General features: G+C 47.4%; 25 protein-coding genes and 1 riboswitch. Of the genes, 12 read left to right on the top strand and 13 right to left on the bottom strand.

Features of this window, described 5'->3' with window-relative positions; genetic code table 11:
- The first annotated feature begins 23 nt into the window (after window positions 1-23).
- The 5 genes from ACHZCY_RS10720 to ACHZCY_RS10700 are packed head-to-tail and all read left to right on the top strand — an operon-like array spanning window position 24 to window position 4,617.
- Window positions 24-1,088 (top strand): ABC transporter permease, encoded by a 1,065-nt coding sequence (locus ACHZCY_RS10720; RefSeq protein WP_319548885.1) that lies wholly within the window; start codon window positions 24-26, stop codon window positions 1,086-1,088.
- On the top strand, window positions 1,085-2,005 hold the full coding sequence (locus ACHZCY_RS10715; RefSeq protein ID WP_319548884.1) for an ABC transporter permease: 921 nt from the start codon (window positions 1,085-1,087) through the stop codon (window positions 2,003-2,005). The genes ACHZCY_RS10720 and ACHZCY_RS10715 overlap by 4 nt, the downstream gene beginning before the upstream one ends.
- A gap of 46 nt (window positions 2,006-2,051) precedes the next feature.
- Window positions 2,052-2,534 carry a xanthine phosphoribosyltransferase gene (gene gpt / locus ACHZCY_RS10710; protein WP_205223058.1) on the top strand — a complete coding sequence of 161 codons (483 nt, stop codon included), beginning with the start codon at window positions 2,052-2,054 and terminating at the stop codon, window positions 2,532-2,534.
- Window positions 2,535-2,540: 6 nt separating this feature from the next.
- The gene (locus tag ACHZCY_RS10705; protein WP_319548883.1) at window positions 2,541-4,034 is read left to right on the top strand and encodes an ABC transporter ATP-binding protein; all 1,494 of its coding nucleotides are present in this window, start codon (window positions 2,541-2,543) and stop codon (window positions 4,032-4,034) included.
- Window positions 4,035-4,062: 28 nt separating this feature from the next.
- Window positions 4,063-4,617, top strand: coding sequence for a gamma carbonic anhydrase family protein (locus ACHZCY_RS10700; protein WP_205223056.1), 555 nt, complete (start codon window positions 4,063-4,065; stop codon window positions 4,615-4,617).
- A gap of 140 nt (window positions 4,618-4,757) precedes the next feature.
- Here the strand turns inward: ACHZCY_RS10700 and ACHZCY_RS10695 are convergent, their stop codons facing one another.
- Entirely contained in the window at window positions 4,758-5,054 is a 297-nt protein-coding gene (locus ACHZCY_RS10695) for an isoamylase early set domain-containing protein (RefSeq protein WP_205223055.1), read from the bottom strand.
- Window positions 5,055-5,310: 256 nt separating this feature from the next.
- Between ACHZCY_RS10695 and ACHZCY_RS10690 the strand changes: the two genes are divergently transcribed.
- The 5 genes from ACHZCY_RS10690 (at window position 5,311) to mnmL (ending at window position 9,666) form a co-directional block, all read left to right on the top strand.
- Window positions 5,311-6,567, top strand: a complete 1,257-nt coding sequence (locus ACHZCY_RS10690) for a peptidase U32 family protein (protein ID WP_205223054.1) — start codon at window positions 5,311-5,313, stop codon at window positions 6,565-6,567.
- Window positions 6,564-7,637: a hypothetical protein gene (locus tag ACHZCY_RS10685; protein WP_205223053.1), complete on the top strand. Its 1,074-nt coding sequence runs from the start codon at window positions 6,564-6,566 to the stop codon at window positions 7,635-7,637. Before ACHZCY_RS10690 ends, ACHZCY_RS10685 begins: the two co-directional genes overlap by 4 nt.
- A 98-nt stretch (window positions 7,638-7,735) precedes the next feature.
- The gene (locus ACHZCY_RS10680) at window positions 7,736-8,317 is read left to right on the top strand and encodes an FmdE family protein (protein ID WP_205223052.1); all 582 of its coding nucleotides are present in this window, start codon (window positions 7,736-7,738) and stop codon (window positions 8,315-8,317) included.
- 9 nt (window positions 8,318-8,326) lie between these two features.
- Complete coding sequence (locus ACHZCY_RS10675) at window positions 8,327-8,680, top strand: cupin domain-containing protein (protein WP_205223051.1); 354 nt, start codon at window positions 8,327-8,329, stop codon at window positions 8,678-8,680.
- 29 nt (window positions 8,681-8,709) lie between these two features.
- Entirely contained in the window at window positions 8,710-9,666 is a 957-nt protein-coding gene (mnmL, locus tag ACHZCY_RS10670) for a tRNA modification radical SAM protein MnmL/YtqA (protein ID WP_319548882.1), read from the top strand.
- A gap of 103 nt (window positions 9,667-9,769) precedes the next feature.
- Here mnmL and ACHZCY_RS10665 read toward each other — a convergent pair whose 3' ends face one another.
- The 6 genes from ACHZCY_RS10665 to ACHZCY_RS10640 form a co-directional block, all read right to left on the bottom strand.
- Window positions 9,770-10,495 carry a spermine/spermidine synthase domain-containing protein gene (locus ACHZCY_RS10665; RefSeq protein ID WP_319548881.1) on the bottom strand — a complete coding sequence of 242 codons (726 nt, stop codon included), beginning with the start codon at window positions 10,493-10,495 and terminating at the stop codon, window positions 9,770-9,772.
- A 183-nt stretch (window positions 10,496-10,678) separates the two neighbouring features.
- Window positions 10,679-11,023, bottom strand: a complete 345-nt coding sequence (gene yajC, locus ACHZCY_RS10660; RefSeq protein ID WP_205223048.1) for a preprotein translocase subunit YajC — start codon at window positions 11,021-11,023, stop codon at window positions 10,679-10,681.
- Window positions 11,024-11,051: 28 nt separating this feature from the next.
- Window positions 11,052-12,176 carry a tRNA guanosine(34) transglycosylase Tgt gene (tgt, locus tag ACHZCY_RS10655; protein ID WP_205223047.1) on the bottom strand — a complete coding sequence of 375 codons (1,125 nt, stop codon included), beginning with the start codon at window positions 12,174-12,176 and terminating at the stop codon, window positions 11,052-11,054.
- A gap of 399 nt (window positions 12,177-12,575) precedes the next feature.
- Window positions 12,576-13,406: an amino acid kinase family protein gene (locus tag ACHZCY_RS10650; protein ID WP_205223046.1), complete on the bottom strand. Its 831-nt coding sequence runs from the start codon at window positions 13,404-13,406 to the stop codon at window positions 12,576-12,578.
- Between the two features lie 33 nt (window positions 13,407-13,439).
- The gene (locus tag ACHZCY_RS10645; protein WP_205223045.1) at window positions 13,440-13,637 is read right to left on the bottom strand and encodes a hypothetical protein; all 198 of its coding nucleotides are present in this window, start codon (window positions 13,635-13,637) and stop codon (window positions 13,440-13,442) included.
- A 267-nt stretch (window positions 13,638-13,904) separates the two neighbouring features.
- Window positions 13,905-14,336 carry an FKBP-type peptidyl-prolyl cis-trans isomerase gene (locus ACHZCY_RS10640; protein WP_205223044.1) on the bottom strand — a complete coding sequence of 144 codons (432 nt, stop codon included), beginning with the start codon at window positions 14,334-14,336 and terminating at the stop codon, window positions 13,905-13,907.
- 615 nt (window positions 14,337-14,951) lie between these two features.
- Window positions 14,952-15,133: riboswitch (cobalamin riboswitch) on the top strand.
- Window positions 15,134-15,252: 119 nt separating this feature from the next.
- On the opposite strand from ACHZCY_RS10640, the gene ACHZCY_RS10635 reads away from it, so the two are divergent.
- Entirely contained in the window at window positions 15,253-16,245 is a 993-nt protein-coding gene (locus tag ACHZCY_RS10635) for a sirohydrochlorin cobaltochelatase (RefSeq protein ID WP_205223043.1), read from the top strand.
- A 164-nt stretch (window positions 16,246-16,409) separates the two neighbouring features.
- On the top strand, window positions 16,410-16,601 hold the full coding sequence (locus ACHZCY_RS10630) for a hypothetical protein (protein WP_205223042.1): 192 nt from the start codon (window positions 16,410-16,412) through the stop codon (window positions 16,599-16,601).
- A gap of 91 nt (window positions 16,602-16,692) precedes the next feature.
- Here the strand turns inward: ACHZCY_RS10630 and ACHZCY_RS10625 are convergent, their stop codons facing one another.
- The 6 genes from ACHZCY_RS10625 to ACHZCY_RS10600 all read right to left on the bottom strand — a co-directional run bounded on the left by ACHZCY_RS10625 (window position 16,693) and on the right by ACHZCY_RS10600 (window position 23,773).
- Entirely contained in the window at window positions 16,693-17,796 is a 1,104-nt protein-coding gene (locus ACHZCY_RS10625) for a phosphotransferase enzyme family protein (protein WP_205223041.1), read from the bottom strand.
- Window positions 17,796-18,161: a nucleotide pyrophosphohydrolase gene (locus tag ACHZCY_RS10620; protein WP_205223040.1), complete on the bottom strand. Its 366-nt coding sequence runs from the start codon at window positions 18,159-18,161 to the stop codon at window positions 17,796-17,798. Before ACHZCY_RS10620 ends, ACHZCY_RS10625 begins: the two co-directional genes overlap by 1 nt.
- A 44-nt stretch (window positions 18,162-18,205) precedes the next feature.
- Window positions 18,206-19,150 carry a 2-hydroxyacid dehydrogenase gene (locus tag ACHZCY_RS10615; RefSeq protein WP_319548880.1) on the bottom strand — a complete coding sequence of 315 codons (945 nt, stop codon included), beginning with the start codon at window positions 19,148-19,150 and terminating at the stop codon, window positions 18,206-18,208.
- 78 nt (window positions 19,151-19,228) lie between these two features.
- Complete coding sequence (locus tag ACHZCY_RS10610) at window positions 19,229-20,965, bottom strand: chorismate-binding protein (RefSeq protein ID WP_319548879.1); 1,737 nt, start codon at window positions 20,963-20,965, stop codon at window positions 19,229-19,231.
- A gap of 283 nt (window positions 20,966-21,248) precedes the next feature.
- Window positions 21,249-22,484, bottom strand: a complete 1,236-nt coding sequence (locus ACHZCY_RS10605; RefSeq protein ID WP_205223037.1) for an aminotransferase class I/II-fold pyridoxal phosphate-dependent enzyme — start codon at window positions 22,482-22,484, stop codon at window positions 21,249-21,251.
- A gap of 338 nt (window positions 22,485-22,822) precedes the next feature.
- Window positions 22,823-23,773: a radical SAM protein gene (locus ACHZCY_RS10600; RefSeq protein ID WP_319548878.1), complete on the bottom strand. Its 951-nt coding sequence runs from the start codon at window positions 23,771-23,773 to the stop codon at window positions 22,823-22,825.
- Between the last annotated feature and the right edge of the window lie 2 nt (window positions 23,774-23,775).

The following is a 23,775-nucleotide window of genomic DNA, read 5'->3' as shown; positions in this document are numbered from 1 at the left end:
TACTGGAAGCCTTGTCGTAGCTGATGCAGCGATTCAGGATTATTAAAAGACAGGAACGTCTTGGTTGGCGTTCCTGTTTTATTTTATTGACCGCAATCGCTCTTGCCCTGTTGTTAAGTGCAGTGATGCTGGTTATGCGCGGCACACCGCCCGTGGAAGGAATCTTGACCCTTTTTAAGGGGGCCTTCGGTTCCAAATGGGCCATTGAAGACAGTCTTATCAAGGCGATCCCTATTTTTCTCTGCTCCCTGGGCGTGGCCACAGCTTTTCGGTTACAAATCTGGAATATTGGCGCAGAGGGACAGTTTGCTCTGGGAGCTATTGGCGCTACCTGGGCCGCATTGACTTTTCCCGAACTTCCCAAACCAGTACTCCTTTCCATGATGATTGGCGCCGCTTGTATAGCCGGCGGTGTATGGGGTATGATTCCGGCAATACTCAGACAGCGGCTCGGTACTAATGAGATCATTGTCACCCTGATGATGAATTATATAGCCATTTTGCTGCTGGAATACCTGGTGTATGGTATTTGGAAGGATCCTGCCAGCTACGGTTTTCCCATGACCCCGATGTTTAGCGAGCAGGCCATTGTCGGCAAGATCGGTACCAGCGGGGTTAACAGCGGTATATTTCATTGTCTTGTTCTTGGTGTGTTGTTCTGGATATTTTTTACTTTTACCAGGACCGGTTTCGAATTAAAGGCCTCTGGAGACAGCGTCCGTGCCGCACGCTATGCCGGCATTCCCTATAATTATTTAGTGGTGCTGGTAATGGTGCTAAGCGGGGCCCTTGCCGGATGGGCAGGCTTTTTAGAAGCCTCGGCAACTATTAATCGATTACAGCCATCCATAATGGTCGGTTATGGCTATACTGCCATCGTGGTTGCCTGGCTTGCTCGCCTTAATCCTTTGAATATTGCCATAACTTCTTTTCTGCTCGCCGGGCTGCGTGTCGGAGTGGAAAGCCTGCAGCTGGACATGCAGGTACCGGCAGCGTTCGGCGGGATGATAGAAGGGCTGATTCTGATGACCGTTCTAGCCAGCGGTTTTTTTGTCCATTACAAAATGGTACCGGTGAGGAAACAATGACCCTGGAGATGATCATACCGCTCTTGGCTGCCACCATTGTTGCCGGGACCCCCATTCTGTATGCGACCCTGGGAGAAATGATTACCGAGAAATCCGGGGTGCTGAACCTGGGGGTCGAAGGGATCATGATTGTTGGTGGGCTGACTGCTTTTTTGGTAGCACATTTTACCGGCAGTCCTTCTTTGGCCTTTTTTGCAGCTGGTGCTGCAGGTATAACAACCGCCTCTCTGCATGGCATTGTGTGTCTTGTTTTTCAAGGAAACCAAGTAGTTTCCGGGTTGGCACTCACTATTTTAGGAACGGGGTTTGCCAATTATTTCGGTACGTCCTATGTCGGTTTGTCCGCTCCGGGGTTTCAACCCATGGCAGTGCCTCTACTTGCTGATATTCCGGCCATCGGGCCAATATTTTTTCAGCATGATCCGTTGGTCTATCTCACCTATATACTCCCGCCATGCCTGTGGATTTTTTTCAACAATACTCGGTATGGACTAGGATTACGGGCTGTGGGCGAATTCCCGGAGGCAGCAGCAGCAGCTGGCCTCAATGCACGAGGGTATCGTTGGCTGGGAATACTTGGTGGTGGCTTTTTTATGGGGCTTGGTGGTGCCTACCTGTCCCTTGCTTATACTCACCTCTGGACCAATAATCTGACTGCCGGACGCGGCTGGATAGCGGTGGCTTTGGTGATATTTGCCTTCTGGCGTCCTGGGAGGGCTGTGTTTGGAGCCTATCTTTTCGGGGGTATTATGGCGCTTCAGCTCAGGCTGCAGGCAACCGGCACTCAATTGCCTTCATCATTGCTGCTTATGCTGCCCTACGGTCTGACTGTCTTTGTCCTTGTCCTGTCTTCACTGGGCCGCAGACGCACCAATGAGCCGGCTGCTTTGGGCGTGAATGTTGAACCGGCCGATTAACCTGTCTAAAATTCGTATTAAGCTTGTTTGTGTAAGGAGTTAAGCAATGGAAGAAAAATCTCAGTATAGAAAAACATATCCCATATCCTGGGACCAATTGCACCGTGATTCCAAGGCACTTGCCTGGCGATTGCTGAGTACGGAGTACTTCAAGGGTATCATCGCCATAACACGAGGCGGAATGGTGCCGGCTGCGATAATTGCTCGTGAGCTCAACATTCATCTTGTCGATACTATCTGTATTTCCAGTTATGATTGGAAGGATAAAAAAGGAGATGCTGAAATACTCAAACCCTTTGCCGGAGAGGGCGAAGGATGGTTGCTTATCGATGACCTGGTGGACACCGGGCGGACAGCCCAGATTGTGAAAAAAATGGTGCCCAAAGCACATTTCGCGACCGTATACGCAAAACCGGCAGGTCGGCCCTTGGTAGATACTTTTATCACCGAGGTCAGTCAGGATACGTGGATTCTTTTTCCCTGGGATTCCGAATCTCAGTTTGTCCAGCCGCTGGCAGCGGGGAAGTAGCAGGTAATGGCAACTGCTGAACCGGTCATACGGCTGGAAGGTATATCAAAATCATTTGGCAGTGTGCAGGCCAACCAGGATATTACCCTGGATGTCCATCAGGGACGAATTCTTGCTCTTTTGGGGGAAAATGGCGCCGGTAAATCCACCCTGATGTCCATTCTTGCCGGTCAATTGCAGCCCGATAGCGGCACGATATCGCACGCAGGAAAACCTGTCGTCTTTACCAATACGGACAAGGCCATCCAGAGCGGTATCGGTATGGTCTATCAGCATTTTAAGCTGGTAGACGCCATGACTGTTGCTGAAAATGTTTTTCTTGGCGCATCTGATAGTGTGTGGTTGCGGCATAAAGAGATGAATACCGAGGTGCGTCAACTTGCTGAAAAATATGGTATGTCGATTGACCCTGAGGCTGTGATTGCCGATTTGTCCATGGGCGAAAAACAGCAGGTTGAGATTCTTAAATTACTCCACCGCAAAAGCTCTATCCTGATTTTTGACGAACCTACGGCCGTACTGACCCCAAAAGAGTCGGAAGCATTGTTTGCAACCATGCGACAGATGGTTGAGATGGGGACGGCCATTGTTTTTATCAGTCATAAACTGGAAGAAGTTCTTTCTCTTGCCGACGATATAGCAATATTGAAGCGTGGCAGAGTTATTGATCAGCTTCCGAAAAAGTCGGTACATTCGACCGCAGAACTCGCCAGGCGTATGGTGGGGCGCGCTGTTCTTTTAGAGGTTGATAAAGAACCTGTAGAGCCTCGACAAATTGTCCTGAAAGTATCTTCTCTGACTGGAAAAGGATTGAAAGGAGCTGACTTTGAAGTTCGCCAGGGAGAGGTTTTTGGTATTGTCGGGGTTGCTGGAAACGGGCAAAAGCCCTTGGTGGAAACCATTTGCGGCTTAACCTCTCCCAAAAAAGGAAGTGTTCGCATCCTGGGGTTGGAGTGGAAACAGTTTTTTTCCAAGCAAAATTGGGAGCAGACACTTAGCTATATCCCGGAAGATCGCCAGGGGTTAGCAACCTGCCCTGGCCTGAGCCTGCTTGATAATTTTTTATTGACCACCAGGGGTGGGTTCGTGCGTGGTCCATGGCTGTTGAAAAAACGGGCCGGTGCTACTGTCAATAAGCTCATTAATGATTTTGATATCCGCCCGCCGGATTTGGATGCCTTGGCCTGGCAGCTTTCCGGTGGTAACCTGCAGAAGATGGTTCTGGCAAGAGAGTTTTATCGTCGGCCAAGATTGATTGTTGCAGAGCAGCCAACCCAGGGGCTGGATATTGCTGCAGCAGAAGACGTCTGGAATTTATTGATGAAAGCCAGAGAGCAGGCAGGCATATTACTGGTTACCGGGGATCTCTCTGAAGCGTTGACCTTGTCCGATAGGATTGGAGTCATGTATGGCGGTATGCTGGTGGAGACCTTTGCTGCTGATGACCAGGAGCGAATTGACAAGATACCTGAGATGATGGCAGGCCTTGCAACTAATTGATCTATCAGACTTAAACTGAGGGGGAATTATGATTTTATCCTACAGAGATTACCAGCCAAAGGCAGGAAAAGGTGCCTGGGTGGCACCCAATGCGACCTTTATTGGTGATGTTGAAATAGGCGAAGATGTATCCCTGTGGTTTGGTACCATTGCCAGGGGCGATGTCCACAGTATCAGGATTGGTGACCGGACCAACATCCAGGATAATTGTATGATCCATACAACAGGAGCTGAGGGGGGAGGGCGTTCCCTTGACGATGGTCATCCTGCCGTCATCGGCAGTGAAGTGACGGTAGGTCATAATGTGATATTGCATGGGTGCACGGTGGAGGACCTTTGCCTGATCGGGATGGGCGCCATTATACTTGACGGGGCAGTGATCGGACGCGAGTCGATTGTCGGTGCCGGAGCTGTTGTGACTGGTGGAAAAATATTTCCTCCGCGCTCTCTGATCCTCGGTTCACCGGCCAAGGTGGTTCGCGAGATTACCGATGAACAGGTAGAAGGGTTTCGTGCATCCTGGAAACGATATGTCGAATTGAAAAATGAATATGTCCGGGCGAAAGTCGGCCATTGTTTTTAGGTTATAGTTCTACCATTGTAGAGCAACAACCTACGGACCACCCTGTGGTTCTATTGAGACGTTTTGGATCTGATAGGCATCTCAGCAGGAGCCATAGGGTGAACTGGTAGGGCGGAAGAAAGGAGTGGTGGGGTTGGGATTTATACCCTGACAATACTGTTTTCTTCACCGTATTCATTGGGTGCATATCCGTCTGCCTGATGGTCATTTACCCATACATTGCCGTCAAGTACATAACGAAAGAGAAATGTCTCTCCAGCCGGCAGCGAAACCGTTGCCGAAAAACTGCCATTTTTGAGTTTTTTCATCGGGGTTGCATCCAGTAACCAGGTGTTGAACTCACCAGCGATCACCGCACTTTCAGCACCTTCCTCGTTTTCATACTTAAAGGTTACCCTGCATATCTTACCGGTTTTCGAGTAGCTTTTTTTTAACATATTGTCCTCCTGAGAACCATGTTAGAAAATATGGATAAATGAAATGAAAGATTGTGGGTACATGGTGCATATAAATGATTCGTTCATCATGAACTGTAAAGTATGTTAATGGCCAGGTCAAATTGATATTTCATTTAGTTCATTTTACTTTTTTTCGCCGCCTGATAGTCATATACGACCGGTTGAAAAATATTGATACGAGTTAAGCGATGGAAGAGCAGTAAAGTAAATATACGTATTACATTGATTGGAAATTATGGATAACACACAATACAAAATTCCTGAGTTACTTGCTCCGGCAGGTAGTTTTGAAAAATTGGTTACAGCAGTGCATTATGGTGCGGATGCTGTTTATTTAGGTGGTAAGCAGTTCAGCCTCCGTGCAAGGGCTGCTAATTTTGACGATGCAGGCATCGGTCGGGCTGTGGAGTATGCTCACCAGCATGGCGCGAAAGTGTATGTAACCGTCAATATTTTTGCTCACAACCGGGATATGAAAGGACTTCCAGACTACCTGGAATCATTGCAGTCCCATGGCGTTGATGGCATTATTGTTGCGGATCCAGGGGTTTTTTCCCTTGCCCGGCAAACTGTACCTGCGCTGCCTGTACACCTTTCCACTCAGGCAAATGTGACCAATGGAGCCAGCGCTGCATTTTGGAGCAGACAGGGCGTGTCGAGGATAAACCTGGCCAGAGAACTGGGATACGGTGAAATACAGGAAATACGGAGAGCAACTGATGTAGAGCTGGAAATTTTTGTCCACGGAGCACTGTGTATTTCCTATTCCGGGCGATGCATGCTCAGTAACTATATGACCGGCAGAGATGCCAATAAGGGAGATTGTGCCCACCCATGTCGCTATTCCTATAAGTTAGTGGAAGAAAAACGACCAGGTCAATATTACCCTGTCGAAGAAGATGAGCGAGGTACTTATATTTTTAATGCCCGGGATCTATGCTTGCTGCCTCATCTGCCCAGGCTTGTTGCCACGGGTGCCGACTCTATCAAGATTGAAGGGCGGATGAAATCTATGGGGTATGTTGGCAGTGTTGTCAGACTGTATCGAGCGGCATTGGACCTGATCAGGGAAAAACTTTTTTCAGGCGAAGCCCTCAATAATATCGAGTTACCGGCTGTTTTTCATAAGGAAATGAAGAAGATCGGCACTCGTGGCCACTCTCAAAATTTTTTTGAGGGACACCCTTCATCTGATGACATGCTTTATGATACAATGCGATTAGCCCAAGGGTATGCACCGGTGGGCATTGTACGTGCGATTGGTCCTTTAATCATTGAAACCAGAAATGTACTGGAAAGCGGTGATACGGTTGAATACCTTGGGACTGACAGTATTGAACCGGTCACGGCTCGTGTGCTAAAAATGGTCAGCAAAGATGGCGAGGAAATAGTCCGGGCAAACCCTGGCAACAGGATCGAATTACACACTGAACCACAACTCGTTTCAGCACAAATAAATAGTATTGTAAGAAAATATATAGAACCACTATGAAACCGTTATTTGATGTTCCGTTTCTTCCTGATTCAGCATATGTAGACTTACTGGTTGAGCATGCAGACGAACTCGATTGTATTCATTTCAGTCTTCTTCCTGATTTTCGTTTAGATAGTCGCATTTTACTTGATGATCTACAGGACAGTGATAAGTATCTTGAGCAACTTGGTCGGTTGCAGGGCGTAAAAAAGTATGCATTGATGAACAGCCGCTTTTATTCTCCCGAATTGCTGAGCAACAAAGAGAATATGCAATGCATTGTCAATACACTTCAGGACTATCTGGAACATGATCTCATTACCGGCGTTATCTATTGCGATCATTATTTGTTGCAGTATCTTTCCGACGCAGCACCGGAGGTTGCCTCTTCTCTGGAAGCAGTCCCCGGAGTGAACACCATGTTGGATTCGTTTAGTAAGATTGATGCTCAGTTGTCCTATATTGAGTTGACCAAGTTCAAGAGGCCGCAAAAGATTATTCTTGATCGATCTTTGAATAGGGATCTAGATGCTTTGGCCAAGGTAGCTCTTAAAACCCATACCCAGTTTCCTCACATACGGCTGGAAGTGCTTGCCAATGAAGGGTGTCTTCCCTACTGTCCGTTTAAGCTTTCCCATGATTCCTACATTGCCTTGGCTAATATCAACGGTCAAAAAAACAATTTTGGCTTTAACGACAATCTGGGATGTGTAAATGTATTTTACAAGGAGCCACACCGAATTCTTTTTTCCCCTTTTATCCGGCCTGAAGATATTGAACTGTATTATTACCATATTGATACCATCAAATTATGCGGACGTTCATTAGGGCCGGCTTTTCTGGGTCGGTTGTTTAAGGCCTACAGCAACCGCCATTATGACGGTAACCTGCTTGATCTGCTTGATGCCACTAATTGGCTGGCCGATAAGTTGTATATCGATAATGGTTCGTTGTCATTTGATTTTGCAAATATGCTTTCACAATGCGATGGGCGTTGTGAAAAGTGCGGTTTTTGCCAAGAGTTGTTTGAAATGATTGCCCAATGGCAGCCTTTGTCCATTCCTGATAGGCGGAAAGCGTTGAATTGACAGGGAGCCTCTCCAGGGTTACATGTATCTGTTGTACATCCAGGAAAGGTGAGAAAAAATGCAGGCAGTGCATTATGCCTGGTGGAGGGGACGGATATATGGAGTCATTTGAAGAGTTGCTTGAGGTCTCAACCAGAATTCATGGTCATATTTGTGCCGGTCAGGTTATCGGGGTTCGTATGGCAATGGAGGGACTGGGTCGGGTGGGAATTGATGATCCAAAAGGGAAGGATCGGAAAAAAACCTATGTCTTAGTGGAAATTGATCGCTGCGCAACCGATGCTATTCAGTCGGTAACCGGATGCAGTCTGGGAAAACGGTCGATGCGTTGGGTTGATCACGGGGTCATGGCCGCCACTTTTGTCAATCTGGACACTGGAAAAGCAGTCCGGGTAACAGCCAGAGAGGAATCAAGGGAACTCGCCAAGAAATATGCTCCGCAGACCGTGGAAAAATACCAGCGCCAGTTGGATGCATACAAGGTAATGCCCCTTGATGAATTATTTTCCTTTCAGGATGTCGAAGTGACACTCAAAGAGTGTGAGATGCCGGGACGGCCAATACGCAGGGTGGAATGCGAGGAGTGTGGTGACTGGGTGCAGGATTGTCGCGAGGTGATTCAGGACGGCAAAACGCTTTGTCGTGGTTGTGCAGGTAATCGATACTACAAAGAATTATAAAGGTTGAATATGTTTGTCAAAAAGTTGAGCACAATTACTGCCGAATCCATCCCCGTGGGGCAGGGCGTATCCCGGCAAATGCTGATTAGTCCTGAGGAAGCACCCAATTTTGCCATGCGGATCTTCAGTATCGATCCGGGCGGATTTATGCCGATGCATACCAATACGGTAGAGCATGAACAGTTTGTCTTAAACGGGAGTGCTGAGGTAAGCTTGGATGGCGAGTTGTTTGCAGTGGAAAAAAATGATGTGGTATTGATCCCCAGCGGAGTACCCCACTACTATAAAAATACTGGAGAGGAACCTTTTACCTTTCTCTGTCTTATCCCCAATAAAGAAGATATTATAGAAATCCTTGACTAGAATTTGGTTTTCACTTCCCATTGTCTCCAATGAAAGCACCGCGTGTTCGTTCTTTCAGCTATCATTGCAGGCAAAAATACGGAGTGGCGGTCGGAAAGATTCCCCTTGATGTAGGGATCACCTGTCCCAATCGTCTTCGCGGCGGATGTATCTACTGCCGTCCGGCAAGTTTTACCCCTTCATGTCTCCGTAGTGAAGACGATATCCCCACCCAGATTGAACGGGGCAAACAGCACCTGCTCAAAGGGCGATTTCGATATTATTTCGGCTATTTTCAGCAGGAGACTGTGACCGCATTGGCACAAAAAAAGCTGCTGCCCCTGCTTGCAGACGTTCTCGAAGATCCGTCCTGTCTCGGTCTTGTCCTGTCCACCCGTCCTGACCACTTGCCTGAGGAATTGGTAGAGTCACTTGCCCTGCTCATCGAGCAAAGTAAGAAAGACTGTCTGATTGAACTGGGACTGCAGTCAGTGCATGCCAAGAGCCTGGAGTTACTCAACCGTAATCATAGTTTAGACGATTTTTTTGGAGCTGTAGACCGAGTCAAACGATATGACCGGCTACAGGTTGGGGCGCACCTTATTTTCGGTATCCCAGGTGAATCTAGGGCGGAAATGGTGCAGACGGTAGAGTGTGTGGCTGGTCTGCATCTTGATGCTCTGAAGTTGCACCATCTGCAGGTTATTAAAGACACCGTCCTGCACACCATGTATCTGCAAAACAGGTTTGCATTGTTTTCCCTGCAAGAATACATGGATTTTTTACTCCAGATTATTCCTCTCATACCAGCGAACGTTACCCTGCACCGCCTCTGGTCCACCTCTCATCCCTCTTTACTGGTTGCCCCCAAGTGGCATGTCCTTGTCGGAGAACTTAGCCGGATTTTGCAGCGCCGGCTGGAGGAAAATGGGGTGTACCAGGGGTGCAAGGTAAACAACGAGCAGGTTGCAACTGGTTATTCTCCCCTTAACCCGAATCTCGGATAAACTTTTTGATTTTAAACTCAATTAATTGATATTATAGCTTAAAGAGTAATTCTCCAATTAACAGTCTGTTTTCAATTTTCAATCAAAAAGTTCTCCCTTCGGGTTACGCAAAAAGAGTGATTTTGTTGGTCCGGCGTATTTTTTTTAAATAACGATGAAAAGGCAGGTCATAATGTTGCTGGTGGTGAGCAACGTGTTTGCGGGCTTTGCGGAGCGTTTTTTTGGGCAGTTCTTCTGGAAAGGCAAGCAGGATAGCATTGCTCCTTTTTTTGACAGCCATTTCCAACATTTGGTTATTGCAGCTTTCTCGTATTGCCTGGCAGGCCATGCCATAGAGATGCTTGTCACCATTCCATAAATTAACCGCCATAACACCGTTTGGCTCAAGCCTGTCGAGTATACTGCGGTAAAAATCAGGTATAAAAAGCGGGGGGGACATGGAACGGGGACCGAAGATGTCAATGAAGGCGATCTGGTACCTAATCCTGAGCGTGGAGGGGGAACACAGAAAGTCAATTACATCATTTTTGTAGAGATGAAGCCCGTTCGCATGGGGGAGATGAAAGAATTTTTTTGCAACATGAATGACCTTTTCCTCTTTTTCTATAATATCAAGAAAGGCATCCGGGTGGTGATGGAGCAGAAAGTGGGCGATCGAGCCGCCCCCTAATCCGCACAACAGGAATTTTTTTGGATCGGGATGCAACAACAGCGCTGTCATCATCCATCGGGTGTAGGCTAGTTGCAGTTCATGGGGGGCATCAAGATCGATGCAGCTTTGCCGTTCTTCGGCTCCGAAGCGCAAACTGCGGAGTGATCCTTCATCCATAACCTCAATCGGGTGACTACCAGTGTTGCCTCTGTATATAACACGTTCCACAATAATACAGATCAGGTCAGATCAAGAGAAATGAAAAACGGCTTGAGGATGGTCTCCTGAAGCCGTTTTATTCAACGTGGGAAAAGAGAAAATTTTCATGCACGATGAAAATCAGCACTTGCCGCCAATTCCTCAACCACCACCTTTTGCCGGTGCCGCCAATTTTTCCGCATCAGCAGCAGCACCCATTATAGAGCCACGGTTAACTTTGATACGTACGTTATCAGCTATTTCAAGAGTAACTACGGTATCGGTAAGACCGGTAATTTGTCCATGGATACCTCCACCAGTAACGACCTTGGCACCTTTTTTCAGATTGGCCAGGTACTGCTGATGTTCTTTCGCTTTTTTCTGCTGTGGGCGAATCAATAAGAAATAAAAAACAACAAAGATAAGAATAAGCGGTACAAAAGAAGCTATACCTCCGGCGCCGCCTCCCAAGGGCGAAGCACCAGCTGCGTGTGCAATTCCGGTCATGGGAAAAAACCTCCAAATAAGAATTATGTCAGTAGGGTGCGGGCACATCCCGCTGTTGATAGAACTCGGTACGAAATGTCATAAAAGTGTCGTTGGCTATGGCCTCCCTCATGGTTGCCATCAATGAACAATAGTAATGTAAGTTGTGGATACTATTCAGTTGATATGCCAAAATTTCACGACACTGAAAGAGATGTCTTAGGTATGCCCTGGAATAATTTCTACAGGTATAGCAACTGCACGTTTCATCCAGGGGCCGTTGGTCATCTCGAAAACAAGCATTTTTTATAACAAGTCTCCCCTGCGAAGTAAAGAGCATTCCATTACGGGCATTGCGTGTCGGCATGACACAATCGAACATGTCAATGCCATGGAAGACACCTTCAACAAGATCTTCAGGAGTGCCAACTCCCATCAGATACTTGGGGTGAGCAGCAGGCATATGGGAAACCGTAGCGGAAAGCATTTCGTACATCAATTCCTTGGGTTCTCCAACAGACAAACCGCCAAGAGCGTAGCCGGGGAAACCTATGTCCACCAATTGCTCTATGGCTTCCAGTCGCATATCGGAATACATGCCGCCCTGAATGATGCCAAAGAGATGCTGTCCTGTTGCTGACTGGGCCTGCTTGCATCTTTTTGCCCAGCGGGTAGTGAGCGCTGTTGCCTCTGCGGCTTGATCTCTGCCGGCAGGGTAGGGAATACAGGTGTCGAGTGCCATCATAATATCGGAGCCCAGCGCCTCCTGCACATGGACAGCATCTTCCGGACTGAGGAAGAGCTTTTTCCCATCCAGATGTGATCTGAACGCCGCCCCCTCCTCTGTTATTTTTGCCAGATCCTGGAGGCTGAAGATCTGAAATCCTCCAGAGTCCGTCAGTATCGGTCCTTGCCAGTTCATGAAGTTGTGGAGCCCGCCAAACCGGCGAACAAGTTCATGGCCCGGACGAATAAAAAGGTGATAGGTGTTACCGAGAATAATCTGGGCACCCAACTGCGAAAGGTCTTCTGGAGTAACCGCCTTAACCGTTGCCTGCGTACCGACGGGCATAAAGACCGGTGTTTTAATGGTACCATGCAGGGTGGTGACTTCTCCGCAGCGGGCATTACACTGTGAGGAGGTAGATGTGAGTGTGTAAGGTGATGTTGTCATGCCGTTTATTTGTAAAAGAGTTGAATTAGCTGGAGGGGCTTGATTGATACTACTCTGTTTCGGTTGCGATCAAAGGCCCTATACTATGCATGCTCTTCATTTCGTTCCAGCCAACGGTGGTCAAGAAAATCGACAACGGTAACGGTAAAATGAGAAAGAGAGTTATCTGCCTTTAAAAGTACCTTGGAAAAATATTGGAGTGTTATACGCTTACGACCACATTTTCGCAAGCAGGAAGGAATAACTCGCTGTCACAACGAAACCAGAGAGCGGTATCTATCTGGGAGGGGTTGCATTTACGGGAAACAAAAAAAACGAATAACGTAACCATACATCCTGGTAATCGGGGTAATGTTAGTCCCAATTACCTCTAGATGTATGGGGTCAGCAGCTTAATAGTTATTGCTTATAAATAAACGTACCAACATGTTCGCCGTTAAGCGCTTTGGTGATGTTTCCGGGGACCATCCCGTTAATTATCTGTACTTTTTCAATGACTTCTGAGTTTTGAATAATGTCAAGACAGGGCCGTTCGATGACCAGGTCGTCCTGATTTTTTTCCAGCAAGTCCTTGGCACCTATTTCCGCTATGAACTCCGCATCTGGATTTTTTTTCGGATCGTCTGTGTAGAGCCCGTTTTCATCTTTAATAAAAAGAACTGTGGTCGAGCCGATTAGGTCAGCAAGAATCACCAGGCCGACATCGGTCCGGTGAATGGGGATCCTGCCGACTTTGGGCTTGATTGCGAAATAATCGTAAGGAGGCATGCCATGCATTACCGGTATGATACCTTCTGCAAAGTAGGCAGGTAGTTTCACAATATCAGAATGAGAAATTTTGACGCCTCCCCAGGGCGAAAGCAGGGTCGCTATCATCAGCGCATTTTGTTCTGAAACCATGCTGCCGAATTTGGCAATAACGCCGGTCGGCATTCCCATTTCAAGACCGATGGTGTAGATGTGACGGCTCCTGGTCCCCCCGCCGGTGGTGATCAGGATTTTGTGATCAGCGCGATTGCTGACAATTTCCTTCAGTATTGCAGGCAGTGCCTTTGCCCCGCGGTCACAAATGGATTGCCCGCCGATTTTCACAACAGGAACATCCGGATATAACTTTTCCTGAGGAGCAATATCGAGATTACCGATAAACTCATTGCTTACCAGGCTTTCCCCCATAAGTGGACTTTCAACATGCAGTCTTTTGCCATCCTTTTCTCGCACCAATGCCATAATTTTCTCTCCCCCTTATGCGCTAATGTCGTCTTATTTTTTGTTTTTGTCTCGCTCAAGGGCGACTAACTCCGCTTTGGTAGCTTTTGCAATCTGTTGCAATTCTTTTTTGCGAATATGATCAGCGTATACCTTAAGATCAACTCCACTGACCGCAACTATACGGAATCGAGGTGTTTGGGTCCCTTCTTTTACTTTCATTCGTTCACGATAAAAGATTTTTCCAGGCATTTTGCTACTCCTCAGGCTAAAATTATCGTTTTTGGGTTACAACCATTTCTACATGATATGTCTTTTAATCGCAGATGGCAAGGTACGTTCAGGCAGCTCCGAAGATGCATATAGCCCTCTTTTGCGGTGGAGAATAAGGATGCTTTGAGTTTACTCAAAACAGCACAGAGAGTGAGCGAAAATGAGAAAGACAGGCAGGCAGGGAAATAGCGCTGGCTTTTCCCCGCCTGGCTATGGATGGGATTTTTGCCTGGAGTTGAATATCAATCAACCACTAATGGTGACCAGTTCAATATCAAAAGTGAGGTCTTTTCCTGCAAGCGGTGGATTTGCATCCAGGGAAACGTGTTCTTCTGTAATTTGAGTGATACGGACTATTACCGGCTGGTTAGCCTCGTTCATGAGTTCGAGCTGCATTCCTACTTCAGGGGTTATATCTGGTGGTACCTGGTCGATGGGCACATTAATAATCATTTGCTCATTACGGGGCCCGTATGCTTTTTCAGATGGTATGGTCACCGTTTTGGCTTCACCCAGCTTCATACCGATGACGGCTTCCTCAAATCCTTCGATCACCTGCCCCTTGCCTATGATGAAAGGGAGCGGTTCTCTGCCTTCTGATGAGTCGAAAATTGTTCCGTCTGCTAGTTTGCCTGTGTAATGGATAGTGACGTTATCACCACTTTTGGCCTGTGTCATTCTTATCTCCTGATAAGTTAAATGGGAAAGTATGCAATCCTTCCGTATGCCCTGATTGTTCAGAACCTCTCGAAAATGGAGTACGAAAATAATCTTGATTGCAGAGAATCCTCAGAGGGGATAACTGGTCTTCAGTTATTTCAAAATGATGGCTTACGTTGTCTTTCTGGTACCTGGTAAGCAGGCCCACTAAAAGGATTTGCGATGTAAAATAATGGAGAGTCATTTCTTTACTGGCTATGGGATGTACCAAGGCAGTCTATTAATTGCAATTGATTTTGCTGAGAGAGCGGCTGGGTAACGTTTTAATTAAACGAGAAACTTGAGGATAAGACCTGTAATTGCTTATAGGTGCCTCATATTTGGAAAAGCGTAATTTACAGCAGGTAGGCAAAGATCCAGGTAGCTTATCTCAACGGGAGAATCTGTGGGACGCCCTATGAGTAGCTATTTGAGCTGATTCTTATCATCACAATTTTGTTGCAGACAGCATTGGACTCAAGGGTTAATTTTTTTGTTATATCCATGTAACAAGGAATACTTTTGTAAAGTATGAAATTGGAATTATAAGATATTATTTCGTTTTTTGTTGACATGTTGATTTCTTGTTCGGTAGATTGTTCCCTGTTTTCAGGCTCCTTTATTGGATGAAAAGGGAATTCCGTGTAATTCGGAGACGGGCCCGCCGCTGTAATCGAGGACGAAAGCTGCACAATGCCACTGACATACATGTTGGGAAGGCGCAGTGAGTAGGTAGATTCGAAAGTCAGAAGACCTACCTGAAAAAAAGATCGTTTCCTGTGGACAAGGCGACTGATAGAGATACGTGGATTTACAAGGGCATCCCCGAATCATTTTTACAATGATTCGGGGATTTTTTTTTGAAATGGATCGTATAAAAAAAGGAGCATTCTCGATGAAAAAGTTCATGCAAATTGTAGTGACAACAGCCGTTTTCGCGTTGTCAATGTGTGTTACCGCAGCATTCGCCTCTGGTGGGATGAGCCAGCCGAAGGAAAGTAAGAACGCAATTATTGTAGCCAGCTTTGGTACTACTGTTCCCAGTGCGGTTAAATCCATTACCAATATTGTGGATAAGGTCAAAGCTGCGTACCCAGGGACTGAGGTCCGCGTCACCTTTACTTCCAATATCATACGCTCCGTATGGAAAGAGCGGCAGGCGGAAGCGCAAAAATGGCTTGATCAGGGGATTCCAAAAGAAGTACTTTATGTAGAAAATGTCATTGCTACCTTTGGCGACCTGCGTGAAGAAGGGTATACAAATATCATTGTTCAGCCCACCCATATGTTCTTTATGGAGCAGTCTCATGACCTGATGCAGTACGTCAATGCCATAGCTTCTATCCGGACAATGAAAGATAAATGGCGTCCGTTTAACACTATCGTGATGGGACGTCCCGCACTTGGTATGCCTGGAGATCGTTATGAGTATCATGTAGATGTGGATGCGGCTATTGCAACCCTTGCTGCTGATGCGGAAATGGCCAAAAAAGAAGGAGCGATGTTAGTCTACATGGGTCATGGAAATGAGCATTGGTCCACCGGAATATACAGCGAAGTGCAGCAGAAAATGCGCAAAGCTTATCCTGATGTTGCAACTTTTGTTGGTGTAGTCGAAGGACACCCAAGCCTGGATGATTTTGCAAGCCACTTAAAGTATGCTGATACCAAGAAAGTTATCTTGAAGCCGTTCATGATTGTTGCCGGTGACCATGCTACCAACGATATGGCCGGTGAGGAAGACGATTCCTGGAAATCTATGCTCAATGCTGATGGTTACGACGTTGAGGCTGTAATGGAAGGGCTTGGTTCTAACGACAAGTTTGCCCAGCTTTTTGTCGATCATATTGCTGATGCTGCAAAAGAAAGAGGGATTTTGTTGAAGTAGCAGCTGAAAGTAGACCTCGTTTGAGGGCGTTGGCTTTTCTTTATTTCAAGGTGTTTTCCTAAACGGTGGGAGGCACCTTGATTTTTTTTGATAGGTTCCTATTTTCATAAGAAGATCAAATGACTAAGGATCTACAGTTACTATCTATACGAAGAGGATACTCTATGCTACCTAGCGATAAAATAGACAAGGCTTTTAAGGCAATATGTGAAGAAGCAGAAAAAATGCTCAAGAAAGATGTATCGGGCAAGATGGAAAAACGTTTGAAGACCATTGTTTCCATTGCAAAACACCAAAGTGATGTGCGGGGATTAAAAGGTACCTGCTGTCACCCCAGTAAAGAGAAGTGCAAGTAACATCCTTTTCCTTCCTGTCATGCTCTATGGCAGGAAGGATATGAGAATGATCTCCATCATCAATCTACACACATTTTCCCCTCTACGTTCACTACCTCATTGGGCTGGTTCTGAAAATATCAGCCGCAATTGTCTGTAGCAAAGGTTGTTGCCTTATGATCGAGTCTGCCAAGTGAAATTGGATCAGTGCCCGGTCCAGGTTTTGATTTTTTCTGGATGTTTTAAAGTATCTATTCCCACAGAGGTGGTCGGTAAAGAAGCGAATACCGAGCTCAAAGCTTATCAGACCGGCTGCATCCGAAAGGAGCTGGAGGTCGGCATCACCCAGCAGTGATGCTGCTACTGAACCATATCCTTTAAGGATAGCTGCAAAATAATCAGCCGAAAAAACTGTTCCCTTTGGATTATCATGTTCCTCTCCCTGTCGGTTGCAGCAGGAACGCAGACAATCGCCCAAATCATGGAGAAGAAGCCCGGCTTGCACCGTGTCCAGGTCGATAATACTGATCACAATGTCGTCATTTTCGGCAAAGAGAAAGTTGGACGCTTTGGGGTCGCCGTGTATTACCAGGCGGGTGAGGGTATCTGTTCTTTCTGCAAAGGTTGCGGCTATGTCTCGCATCTGCCCAATAAATTGAATGCAGGTAATTTCTTCAAGGGTATTTACGGCAGAGCGTCGGCTGATCCGGTCATATTTTTCCAGGTAGGAAAGCGTATCATGAAATCCTGGTAAAGGCTCTTGCAGCCGATCCTGATCCACATCGGCCAGGATCGTGTGAAACCGGCCAAGCATACGGCCAATCTGGTAGGCCTGCTGTGTCGATTCCAGTTCCTCAACCGTACGTGAGCCTTCAATATAGGTGAGCAGGCGCCAGCCATTTTTATCGGGATCAATAAAGAGATCCTCGCCATCGGGATTGGTATACAGCGAAAGGAAGGGGACGTGAACCTCTGCTTGTTGTGACCATGCGTGGAGGCAATTGGTTATAAGGCGTATGTTGTGCATAACGCATTGGGGATCTGGAAATACAGCAGCAGGTAAACGCTGCAAGACAAGCCGTTCTTTCGAATTAAGAGTTACCAGCCAGGTGTCATTGATTTTTCCCAGACCAAGTGGGCGCAGGCTTATTTGTGGCTGGTTTTGCAGGAAAAACGCAAGTATTTTTTCCGGGGCCATCATAGTTTTCCTGCTCATTACCTCTGCTTACCTTGTTTAACGTCATCCGGAGCAGGATATTTAAGGTGATTAAGTGCTACTTTTTTGGCCACAGCTTCCAGCAGGTCAATCCCCAGGCAGTCAGCCATTCGTGTGAGATACATGAGGACATCCGCCATTTCGTAAGCAACTTCCTGTTGCTCGTCTTGGGTAAGGTTCCCGCTCTGTTGCTCTGTTTTCCATTGAAAGTGCTCCAGCAGTTCTGCGGCTTCAACGCTCAGAGCTGCTGCAAGATTTTTAGGAGAATGGTATTGCTCCCAGTCCCTCTCCCTTGCAAATCGGCGGAGGTAGAGGGACAATTCCTGGAGGTCTGTAAAGGTTGTGGTGAGGCGTACTGGGTTCATATTCTGTGATAAGACGGAATTTACTGGGTTGCTTTCGGGTCGATTCAGTTCACGACTCGTGCAGGATTGCCGGCTAAAAATGTGGTTATATTGTCAACAGTCTGGGAGACAATCCTTTCTCTGGCCTGATAGCTCCCCCAGGCGCAGTGAGGAGTGATAATCAGGTTGGGAATATCGGCAGCTAAAAGCGGGTTGGTTGATTCCGGTGGTTCTTTGGTAAGCACGTCCGTTGCTGCACCGGCAATGATACCAGCACGCAGGGCATCAGCAAGGGCTGTCTCCTCAACAATGCCTCCTCGAGCTGCATTGATAAGAAAACTGGTCGGCTTCATCAGTTGGAGGGCGTCTCTATCAATCAGGTTGCGGGTCTGGTCAGTAAGGGGACAATGGAGGGTCAACACGTCCACCTGAGGGAGCAGTTCAACGAGTGGAATTCTTCCATCTTGGCTGGTACCTGGACGCTGACCCAGCAGGATGTACATACCGAATGCTTCTCCAATTCGTGCAACCCCCTTGCCCAGGTTACCATACCCAATAATCCCCAGAGTTCTGCCTTTGAGCTCGACGATGGGATAATCAAGGAGACAGAATTGACTTGCCTGCTGCCATTTGCCTTGGTTCACGGCTTGGGTATAGGGTATGAGGTTGGTGTGCAGAGCAAGGATCATGGCGAAAACATGCTGGACAACGGAGTCGGTACCGTATGCCTGGCAGTTGCAGACCGTAATGCTGTTTTCCCTTGCCGCCTGGCAGTCCACATTGTCCGTTCCTGTTGCAACCAGACAGATCAGTTTAAGGTGAGGGGCGCTCTCTATAATATCACGGGAAAGCTTCACTTTGTTGATAATCACCACTTCTGCCTTGCGGATACGTTCTTCTGTTTGTTGCGGGGCGGTCTGCTCATATATCTCAAAAGTATCAAAAAGCGCTTGTAACGAGGAGAGGTCAAGGTCAGCCAGGCTTTCGCTGTCTAGAAATACGCCGTTCATGGGGTTTGCTCCTTTCCTAGGGTGATATTTCAGCTTCCTGCGTTGACATGATGCAGGAAGGGTTCAAGACCATGCCTGCTAGGGTACCATGATGGCTTGATATCTGCCACGAACAGAATTGACCAAGTAGAGCGGATATCCTTTTTCAAGCAATGCAACCGGCAATACTTTTTCTTTGATTTGCCCTGTTGCCAAGAGCTGGGCTCGGGCCGTGCCAGGAAGGAGACCGCAACGCAGAGGTGGGGTATACAGCGTACCGTCGATTTCCATGATGATATTGGCTATGGTCGCTTCGGTGAGTTCTTCCCGGTCGTTGTACAGCAGAACATCATCAGCTTTCGGACATGCTGCCCGTGCTTGTTCGTACACCGTTCTATTGGTGGTTTTGTGGTAGAGGAATCGGTCAGTTCGATCGACGGGTTCCTTGGCCAAAGAAACAGTTACCGTTCGATTTTGTTTAGGCGCAGGGAAAGATTCGTGATGGTATTGCAAGGTACCGTCTTTTTGGAGGGTGACACGGATCTTGTAATGGCTTTCTGTGAAGGTTGCAGCCAAATCTGCTAATCCTTGGACACATTTTTGTGTGTTAAAGGGGTAGCCAAAATAGCGTGCCGATGCCCTAATACGGCTGCAATGTTCTTCAAGGAGGGTGTATTTTTGTTCTTTGCTCCAGTGTATGGTCTCCAGCAGCGCAAAGGATGCAGGTTGAGGGTCACATATCCTGGTTTTGGTCCTGCATTCCTGTAACTCTTCCAATGGGTCAGAGTCCCACACAATCCCGCTGCCGACCCCGTATTCGAGTTGTTCCTGTTGCCGATCGTAGAGCAAGGTTCGGATAGCGACATTGAACTGTGCTCGCCTTCCAGGAAGGAGGAACCCCATGGTGCCTGTATAGATACGCCTGGGAGTGGTCTCCAGTTGGGCGATGATTTCCATGGTACGGGCTTTGGGGGCTCCGGTAATGGATGCCGGGGGAAATAATCCCTTCAGGATACCCGTAAAAGGTGCCCTGGTTTCCGCCTCCACAGTGGTGGTCATTTGCAACAGGGTGGGATACTGTTCAATGGTAAACATTTCAGGAACCCTGAGCGACCCTTGATCAGCAATACGGCTGATATCATTTCGCACCATATCCGCGATCATGACATTTTCCGCACGGTTTTTTACCGAGGTATATAGCTGCTGTGCTAAGTGCGCATCTGCTTCACTGTTAATACCGCGCGGAGCTGTGCCCTTCATCGGGCGGGAAACAATATGCTGCCTGTCCAGGCTGAAAAACAATTCAGGTGAGCCACTCGTGATCAACCACTCCGGCGTGGAAATACAACCGCCAAAGTAGGGCGGTTGCTGATTGAGCATAGAAAGCAGTCCTTGCACATTTTTCGCAACGAGTTTGGCGTGTTGGCGAAAGGTATAATTTACCTGATAGGTATCGCCATTGGCTATTAGCTGCTTAATGAGAGCAATGGCATGTTTATACTCATCGTCACTGACTGTCGGTACCCAGGATAGAGTTGGCAGGCTTCGCTCTTTTGGCTGCTTGCCATGGACAGGTCCATCATAAATGCCGAACCAGAGGAGCGGGAATCCTGAGGTGTCTCTGTTGACGACCAGTGCATCGTCAAAGGCCGGCGAAGCCTCGTAACTGATCCATCCTGCCGCAGCATACCCCTGCTGGTCCACCCGATGCTCAACCGTTGCCAACAGAGGGAGAACATCATCAACGGTGTGGGCGACCAGTACCTCCAGGGGTGAGGAAAAACGCAGCCACTTTCCGGCAGCATCATCAAAGAAAAGAGCTTGGTTTTTCCACATAGCCGGTTCAATCCTTAAGTAACCGTTAACCTGGAGCCTACTACTTGGCCCGGATTTCTCATCAGTTCAGGCGGTGCCAGGTTCAAAGTTTTTGGCAGTAAATTATAGTCGGCTATCGGAGTCTACGCTTACCTTTTACTGCCAAAATACTGAAGAAGATGGTACCGCATGGACTGACCTTTGGTGAACATTGTGAAAATTTACAATTCCATCTATTTATTCTTAGTATAATGAAATTCTTGCCAATTGAACATATTGACACAATGTTCATGAGAGATTCGGGTTAGTCCTGCTCTAGTTGAAAAGTACCAGCTTCTATTTCTTTGTCAATTTCAGTCAATGCCCGCTTCATTTGTTTGAGTGCCTGTCTGATGCGATTTTCATTTTCAACCAGTGCAAGGCGAAGGTAACCATCTCCTTCCTCACCAAATCCTGCTCCTGGGGCGACGGCAACATTGGCCCTGTTCATCATTTCAACTGCAAAGCGGATAGAACCCATTTGCGCGTAAGGTTCCGGGATTTTTACCCAGAGAAACATGCCTGCCTTGGGAATATCCACATCCCAGCCCATCCGCAGAAGGACTTCACACATCACGTCCCTGCGGCTCTGGTAAAGGGTGGCCTGTTCCTGGATGGTATCATCACAGTCTCGCATGGCCACGATACCAGCTATCTGGATGGCAGAAAAAATACCATAGTCATAATACCCTTTTATTTTTGACAATCCATCAATCATCTCCTTGTTGCCCACGCAATATCCCAACCGCCAACCGGCCATGTTATAGGATTTTGAAAAGGACCCGAATTCCACCCCAACATCCTGAGCTCCCGGAACCTCTAGAAAACTAGGTGCGACATAACCATCATAAGTTATCCGTGAGTAGGCAAAATCGTTGATCACCATGAAATTGTGCTTTTTGGCAAGGACAACAATTTCTTTGAAAAAATCCTTGGTGGCAAGGATGCCTGTCGGGTTGTGCGGATAGTTCAGCATCACCAGTTTGGGGCCGGGATAGAGAGATTTACACATAGTGCTGATCTGTTGCAGGGATTCCTCCTCAGAATTTAAGGATATCCTGAGGACATTGGCACCGGCAATGACAGCGGCATAGACATGGATGGGAAAGGCAGGTGCCGGTACGAGTACCGTGTCGCCAGGTCCCAGCAGGGCAAGACAGAGATGGGAGATACCTTCTTTGGAGCCTATGGTACATATGACATCATCAATCCCATTGAGGTCCACATCATAGTTCCGCTTGTAATACAGAGCGATTTCACGTTTGAGATTCTTCATCCCGCCGGCTGCAGGATAGCGATGGGTCTTTGGGTCCATGGCAACATTACAGAGTTTTTCCGTCACTTGCTGTGGAGCCGGGTCTACCGGATTGCCCATGCCAAGATCGATGACATCTTCACCCTTCCATCGTTTTTCCATCTTTATTTTGTTGATCATGCCAAAGAGATAGGGCGGCAGGTGATTCATGCGATCAGCAAATTTGAATTTTCGTTCTTCACTCATAGTGTATTCTCCTTCCAGGCGATTGTAGATGATATCCTGCCATTAGGCATCCTTTGCTCAGGCTCATGAAAACAAAAAAAGCCTGAACCGTTTCGGTCCAGGCTTGAAAGACGCCATGGACCGGAGAGATGGTCCAAATGGCGTTTGACTGCTGTGTGGTGTTACCAGGGAGCCGTCGGATGCCAGTGAACCATGTTCCTGGCTGCCGCCGCCCCAGCGTAATATTTAGGGAGCATTTGCAAAATTTATAATCAGTGTAATATGAAAAGTTATAATAAGCAGGGAGTAAGATACGAGATGAGGCGCGACCTGTCAATACAAGGTTAATGGAGTAATACTTATTTTTGCTGAAATATCAGATTCCTGAGTAAGTCGGAAAGGTCCCGCTGGTCCAGGCGGTGTAGTCCCAGGGCATGAGCGGCAGCCAGCGCTTGGTGGTAGTGTTTGGTGGTGATCGTGTGCTGCAGCTCGGGAAAGTGAGTCGTGTCGCCGCATGGATGATACTGATCCATTATATTAACATAGGTGTTGCGGGAAATTTGATTGGCAATAAAGGCAAGTATCTCTTCTGTTTCCTGCTCTTTGCCCGGCATCAGCAGGTGCCTGACCAATAGCCCACTGGTTGCAAGCCCTTGGTCATTTATCTGTAAATCGCCAACCTGTTGGTGCATGGAACGTAATGATTCCCGGGCGCGTTGGGGGTAATCAGGTGCTTTAGCCCAACGATTACTCGTCGCAATCTCCCAAAATTTGAAATCAGGCATATAGATGTCGATCACCCCGTCGAGCAGGGCTAACGTCTCAACTGAATCGTACCCGCTGCAATTGTAAACAATGGGAATCTGCAGCCCGTTTGCTGATGCATGGACAAGTGCTGCTAAAATTTGTGGGACGACATGGCTTGGAGTGACCAGGTTGATGTTGTGGCACCCTCTATTTTGCAGTTCGATCATGATGGCGGCCAGTGCCTGATCATCCACTGCTTGGCTGCCATCGGTTGTATGGCTTATATCAAAGTTCTGACAAAAGCAGCAGAGGAGACTGCAGCCGGCAAAAAAGATGGTGCCGGATCCTTTGCTGCCGACAAGAGGCTGTTCTTCTCCAAAGTGAGGTCCATAGCTCGCAACAAGCGCCTTTTCGCCGGTCTTGCATAAGCCATGTTCTCCCTTGAGCCGGTTGACTGCACATTTCCGGGGGCAAAGGGTGCAGCGATTAAGGAGTGCATGCGCCTGATCAGCACGTTGCTGGAGTTGGCCGGATGCAAACAAGGTCTGTGATCGAGTAGTCATTG

The sequence above is a fragment of the Desulfogranum marinum genome, from assembly GCF_963675105.2.
GTDB classification, from domain to species: Bacteria; Desulfobacterota; Desulfobulbia; order Desulfobulbales; family Desulfobulbaceae; genus Desulfogranum; species Desulfogranum marinum.
This window is presented reverse-complemented; position numbering and strand designations above follow the sequence as displayed.

Bases quoted from the DNA above. Each gene is read 5' to 3' on its own strand.
- ACHZCY_RS10705 (WP_319548883.1), top strand. From the start codon at position 2,541: ATGGCAACTGCTGAACCGGTCATACGGCTGGAAGGTATATCAAAATCA.
- ACHZCY_RS10635 (WP_205223043.1), top strand. From the start codon at position 15,253: ATGAAAAAGTTCATGCAAATTGTAGTGACAACAGCCGTTTTCGCGTTG.
- yajC (WP_205223048.1), bottom strand. From the start codon at position 11,023: ATGACCGGAATTGCACACGCAGCTGGTGCTTCGCCCTTGGGAGGCGGC.
- ACHZCY_RS10615 (WP_319548880.1), bottom strand. From the start codon at position 19,150: ATGAACGGCGTATTTCTAGACAGCGAAAGCCTGGCTGACCTTGACCTC.
- ACHZCY_RS10645 (WP_205223045.1), bottom strand. From the start codon at position 13,637: ATGCCTGGAAAAATCTTTTATCGTGAACGAATGAAAGTAAAAGAAGGG.
- ACHZCY_RS10640 (WP_205223044.1), bottom strand. From the start codon at position 14,336: ATGACACAGGCCAAAAGTGGTGATAACGTCACTATCCATTACACAGGC.
- ACHZCY_RS10625 (WP_205223041.1), bottom strand. From the start codon at position 17,796: ATGAGCAGGAAAACTATGATGGCCCCGGAAAAAATACTTGCGTTTTTC.
- ACHZCY_RS10675 (WP_205223051.1), top strand. From the start codon at position 8,327: ATGTTTGTCAAAAAGTTGAGCACAATTACTGCCGAATCCATCCCCGTG.
- ACHZCY_RS10600 (WP_319548878.1), bottom strand. From the start codon at position 23,773: ATGACTACTCGATCACAGACCTTGTTTGCATCCGGCCAACTCCAGCAA.
- ACHZCY_RS10665 (WP_319548881.1), bottom strand. From the start codon at position 10,495: ATGGATGAAGGATCACTCCGCAGTTTGCGCTTCGGAGCCGAAGAACGG.
- ACHZCY_RS10610 (WP_319548879.1), bottom strand. From the start codon at position 20,965: ATGTGGAAAAACCAAGCTCTTTTCTTTGATGATGCTGCCGGAAAGTGG.
- ACHZCY_RS10650 (WP_205223046.1), bottom strand. From the start codon at position 13,406: ATGGCATTGGTGCGAGAAAAGGATGGCAAAAGACTGCATGTTGAAAGT.
- ACHZCY_RS10700 (WP_205223056.1), top strand. From the start codon at position 4,063: ATGATTTTATCCTACAGAGATTACCAGCCAAAGGCAGGAAAAGGTGCC.
- ACHZCY_RS10605 (WP_205223037.1), bottom strand. From the start codon at position 22,484: ATGAGTGAAGAACGAAAATTCAAATTTGCTGATCGCATGAATCACCTG.
- ACHZCY_RS10620 (WP_205223040.1), bottom strand. From the start codon at position 18,161: ATGAACCCAGTACGCCTCACCACAACCTTTACAGACCTCCAGGAATTG.
- ACHZCY_RS10680 (WP_205223052.1), top strand. From the start codon at position 7,736: ATGGAGTCATTTGAAGAGTTGCTTGAGGTCTCAACCAGAATTCATGGT.
- ACHZCY_RS10695 (WP_205223055.1), bottom strand. From the start codon at position 5,054: ATGTTAAAAAAAAGCTACTCGAAAACCGGTAAGATATGCAGGGTAACC.
- tgt (WP_205223047.1), bottom strand. From the start codon at position 12,176: ATGACAACATCACCTTACACACTCACATCTACCTCCTCACAGTGTAAT.
- ACHZCY_RS10715 (WP_319548884.1), top strand. From the start codon at position 1,085: ATGACCCTGGAGATGATCATACCGCTCTTGGCTGCCACCATTGTTGCC.
- gpt (WP_205223058.1), top strand. From the start codon at position 2,052: ATGGAAGAAAAATCTCAGTATAGAAAAACATATCCCATATCCTGGGAC.
- ACHZCY_RS10685 (WP_205223053.1), top strand. From the start codon at position 6,564: ATGAAACCGTTATTTGATGTTCCGTTTCTTCCTGATTCAGCATATGTA.
- ACHZCY_RS10720 (WP_319548885.1), top strand. From the start codon at position 24: ATGCAGCGATTCAGGATTATTAAAAGACAGGAACGTCTTGGTTGGCGT.
- ACHZCY_RS10690 (WP_205223054.1), top strand. From the start codon at position 5,311: ATGGATAACACACAATACAAAATTCCTGAGTTACTTGCTCCGGCAGGT.
- ACHZCY_RS10630 (WP_205223042.1), top strand. From the start codon at position 16,410: ATGCTACCTAGCGATAAAATAGACAAGGCTTTTAAGGCAATATGTGAA.
- mnmL (WP_319548882.1), top strand. From the start codon at position 8,710: ATGAAAGCACCGCGTGTTCGTTCTTTCAGCTATCATTGCAGGCAAAAA.